4 protein-coding genes are annotated in these 4,391 nt (G+C 46.1%); 3 read left to right on the top strand and 1 reads right to left on the bottom strand.

All coding sequences use genetic code 11. The features are described 5' to 3' along the window. Positions 1 to 254: 254 nt before the first annotated feature. The 3 genes from CHL74_RS14880 to CHL74_RS14870 all read left to right on the top strand — a co-directional run bounded on the left by CHL74_RS14880 (position 255) and on the right by CHL74_RS14870 (position 2,934). Positions 255 to 569 (top strand): helix-turn-helix domain-containing protein, encoded by a 315-nt coding sequence (locus CHL74_RS14880; RefSeq protein WP_369597368.1) that lies wholly within the window; start codon positions 255 to 257, stop codon positions 567 to 569. Between the two features lie 65 nt (positions 570 to 634). Further along, positions 635 to 2,620 carry a TonB-dependent receptor plug domain-containing protein gene (locus CHL74_RS14875; protein WP_254923345.1) on the top strand — a complete coding sequence of 662 codons (1,986 nt, stop codon included), beginning with the start codon at positions 635 to 637 and terminating at the stop codon, positions 2,618 to 2,620. A 35-nt stretch (positions 2,621 to 2,655) separates the two neighbouring features. Next, positions 2,656 to 2,934: a heavy-metal-associated domain-containing protein gene (locus CHL74_RS14870; RefSeq protein WP_094881959.1), complete on the top strand. Its 279-nt coding sequence runs from the start codon at positions 2,656 to 2,658 to the stop codon at positions 2,932 to 2,934. Positions 2,935 to 3,033: 99 nt separating this feature from the next. On the opposite strand, the gene CHL74_RS14865 is transcribed toward CHL74_RS14870, so the two are convergent. Continuing rightward, positions 3,034 to 4,281, bottom strand: coding sequence for an ATP-binding protein (locus tag CHL74_RS14865; RefSeq protein ID WP_441339059.1), 1,248 nt, complete (start codon positions 4,279 to 4,281; stop codon positions 3,034 to 3,036). Positions 4,282 to 4,391: the final 110 nt, after the last annotated feature.

Genomic DNA, 4,391 nt, shown 5'->3' with positions numbered 1-4,391 from the left:
ACGAATATCGGTTCTGTCACCTGGTCTCAGCTCGTTTTCGTCAAGGTATATGTGAACAAGCTTTGTTTCTTTCTTTTGCTCTACAAACACGTCTTTAAGGTCGAACCAATCCAGCATGTGTTCGGGCAAAAGACATTCTGCAAGGAGTCTATACTTTTCCATATTTATCCGTTCTTTGACTTTATAAACGGACAATATAGTGTTTTTATTGTACTACGATATCCACACACTTTTTCCAGTGGTCCCTTAAGTGGGTGCGTTCGGAAGGAGAACGACCGAGGCTGTCCGACTATCTTTCGTGTCAGTTATCGAAAGACTATAGTGCGCTGAGCAAGCTGTTCTCCGAAGTGAAGGGCATAACCATCGAGCGCTTCGCCATCATCCATCGCATCGAGTACGTGAAGGAACTGCTATGTTACAGCCAGCTTTCCACAAGCGAGATAGCTTACAGGCTAGGTTACAGTTCGCCGGCGTACCTCTCCTCACAGTTCAAGCAAGTGACGGGCATGACGCCAAAGGAATTTCGCGAACTCGGACATCATGAAAGAATATCCCTTGATGCTTTGTAAGGAGAGTGACAGGATAAATTATATAAAGAATAATTTTTTGAGAAGGTTATAAGAATTAAGTGAATATGAAAAAAACAATGATAGGTGTGTTGGGATGTATGTTTGTGTCGCAGGGAATGGCTGCGCAGACTGACAGCATAGCCGCCACACACGAGCTGAAGGACGTGGTTGTGAAAGCCACTAACGGCATCAAGTCGAAATACCGCGTGGACAATGCGGACATCATCGGACAGGGACAGCTGATACGTGCTGCTTGCTGCAATCTGGGCGAGTCGTTCGTAGCCAATCCTTCGGTGGATGTCAGCTACAGCGACGCTGCCACCGGTGCCAAGCAGATAAAGCTGCTCGGACTGAGCGGCACGTACGTGCAGATGCTTACGGAGAACGTGCCCAATCTGCGAGGCGCGTCTCTGCCCTACAGCCTTGGCTACGTGCCCGGCCCTTGGATGCAGTCAATACAGGTGAGCAAGGGCGCCTCAAGCGTCAAAAACGGATATGAGAGCACCACGGGTCAGATAAACATTGAGTTTCTGAAGCCGCAGGGCACGGACGGACTCAGGGCGAACGTCTATCAGGACAGCGAGCTGAAAACGGAAGTGAATCTTGACGGAAGCATACATCTGACCGACCGTCTCTCCACCTCCACCTTGCTCCACTTCGAGAACCGTCAGACCGACCATGACGGCAACGATGACGGATTCATGGATATGCCAAAGCTGCGACAATACAACGTCATGCACCGATGGGCGTATGTGTCGCCACGCTGGATTAGCCAGCTGATGCTGCGCGGCTTGCATGACGAACGTGAAGGCGGACAAAGCCCGAAGCATGCCGACATTTTTTCCTCGGAACCGCTCTATTCTACTTCTGTCAGGACCAACCGCTACGAGATGCAATGGAAGAACGGATTTACGCTCAATGCCGACCACAACACCTCCGTGGCTTTGATGCTCCACGGATCGTGGCATGACGCCGAGAACCAGTTCGGACAGACCCGTTATGACATTACGCAGAAGAACGGTTACGCACAGCTGATGTTCGAGACCGACGTTACGGCTAACCATAACATAAGCGTAGGCGCATCGCTCAACTATGACCGTTACGACGAACGCTTCAATCCGTTGGGCACAAAGCCGAACCCCGAAACATCAGTAACAGGCGAAACCACTCCCGGACTGTATGCGCAATATACATATAAGCTTGGCGAAAAGCTGACTGTCATGCCAGGCGTGCGTTGGGACCATTCTGACCGTTACGGCAGCTTCGTCACGCCCCGTCTGCACGTCAAGTATTCGCCCTCGGACATCATCACGCTCCGTGCTTCGGCAGGCAAGGGCTATCGTTCGCCACATGCTTTGGCAGAGAACGTGACGCTCTTGGCAAGCGGACGTGACGTGACAGTCTCGCCCGACCTGAAGCAGGAAGAGGCATGGAATATGGGAGCATCCGTCAGCATGAACATTCCGATGTTCGGCAAGATGCTCGAGCTGAACGCAGAGTATTATTACACCGACTTCCTGAATCAGACGATAATGAACTTCGACGGAGCCAAAGGTGCCCACACGCTCTCGTTCGAGAATCTGGACGGCAAGAGCTATAGCCACACCTTCCAGGTGGACGCCACCTATCCGTTGTTCAGCGGAATGGCAGCCACAGCCGCCTTCCGACTGAACGACGTGAAGTGTACGTACGACGGAGAGCTGCGTCAGAAGCCGCTCACTTCACGCTATAAGGGATTGCTCACACTCTCATACAAGACGCCCCTCGAGCTTTGGCAGTTTGACGTAACTGGTCAGCTCAACGGTGACGGCGAACTATACGACCGCAGCCGTTATCCCGCCTACTTCCAGTTGCAGGCTCAGGTGACGAGGGAGTTTCGCAAGTTCAGTCTGTATGTAGGAGGCGAGAACCTCACCAACTACAAGATTGACAATCCCATCCTCCATTCCCATCATCCGTGGACTTCAGCGTTTGACGCCACACAGGTGTGGGGACCCGTGACAGGAGCGATGGCTTACATCGGAATAAGATACAAGTTAGAGAAGTTATAGACATAACAATCATTTTAAAGAAAAAAGGAAAAAATATGAAGAAGAGTTTAATAGCAGCATTTATGCTCGTAATCGCCGGCAAGACATTTGCCGCTACCGCCGACACGTTGACAGTTACCACACAGCCGCAGATGCATTGCGCTAACTGTGAGAAGAAGATAAAGAGCAACATCCGCTTCGTCAAGGGTACGAAGAAAATCGAAACATCAGTGGACGACCAGAAGGTCACCATCGTCTACGATGCACGCAAAGCCAAGTATGACGACTTCGTTGAGGCGTTCAAGAAAATCGGATATGAGATAAAGAAGAAGTAGAAAAAAGAAAGACCCCAGATGTGTTCATACGGCTCGTCATTTGTCTACGAGGGTGTGCATTCTATGTTTCTATGCACACCTTCGCTCTTTCTGCTATTTCTATAATTGTTCTATCAAATCAGGCTTTAGCAAGAAATCCATTAACCCAACAATAAAAAAGCCATTGTTGTCGTGATACGGTTTTATGTCATTGCGCATTATGATTATCTTCTTAAAAGAATCATCAATTCGCTTCAATGAAGCACATTCTTGCTCTCTCTTGTCGTCATCAGGCATTGCAAATGCTGATTGGATATAATATCTACGGTCAGCCATATTTGCGACGAAATCTACTTCCAGTTGTTTGCGTTCTTTTGCAGTCCTTGCCTCTATCATACCAACATCAACACAGAAACCTCGTAAGCGCAACTCGTTGTATATGACATTTTCCATGATATGATTCTCTTCCACCTGTCTGAAATTCAGCAAGGCATTGCGTAATCCTATGTCTTGGAAATAGTATTTGGAAAGTGTACCTATATATTTTCTACCCTTTATGTCATACCGCATTGACTTCTCTATAAGAAAAGCATCTTCCATGTAGGAAAGATATTTGGATATGGTTTTTCTGTCAAGTGTTTCATTCTTTACACTTTTGAATGTATTTTCCAACTTGCTGGGATTACATGGAGAGCCTATACATGAAGCCATCACACGCATCAATTCCATAAACTCTTCGCTGTTTTTCAAGTTGTTTCTCTCTATTATATCTTTGAGATACACAGTATCGTGTAAAGAGCGGAGGTAAGCAGCTTTCTTCTTTTCGCTATCCAACTCTAATAAACCAGGTAGTCCACCATAGGTATAATAACTTTTCCATAATTCAAACTTGTCACCTCCTATAGAGTTATATAATTCAGCAAAAGACAATGGAAACAGATGGATTTCATCACCACGTCCCCGAAACTCTGTAACCACATCCTTGGATAGAAATTTGGAGTTACTTCCTGTGACATATACATCCGCATTGCGGATATGCAAAAGACTATTCAGCACATCCGTAAACTCATCTATCATTTGCACTTCGTCCAATATTATATAGTAGAGTTTGTCATCTACAATACGTTCACGAATATGTTGAAGAATAACATCAGGGTCACGCAAATTCTTGTTAAGGCGATCATCCAATGCAATTTCTATTATATGGTCTTCACTTATTCCTGTTTCAATCAAATGATTGTGAAACAAGTTGAAGAGAAGAAACGATTTGCCGCTTCTTCTAATTCCAGTTACAATCTTTATGAGATTGTTTGACTTGCTCGATATAAGTTGTTGTAAATAATAATCTCTTTTTATAATCATAGTCATTCCCGAAAAGTGACATTAGTGTCAACTTTCGGGAATGCAAAGGTACGTCTTTTGCTGGAAAAGAAAGATTTTTTTATTCCCGATTTTTGTCATTAATGACAAAAATCGGG

The organism is Prevotella sp. 885 (genome assembly GCF_002265625.1).
Classification (GTDB): Bacteria; Bacteroidota; Bacteroidia; order Bacteroidales; family Bacteroidaceae; genus Prevotella.
Note: the sequence above shows the minus strand (reverse complement) of the source record. Positions and strands in the feature narration are given on the sequence as shown.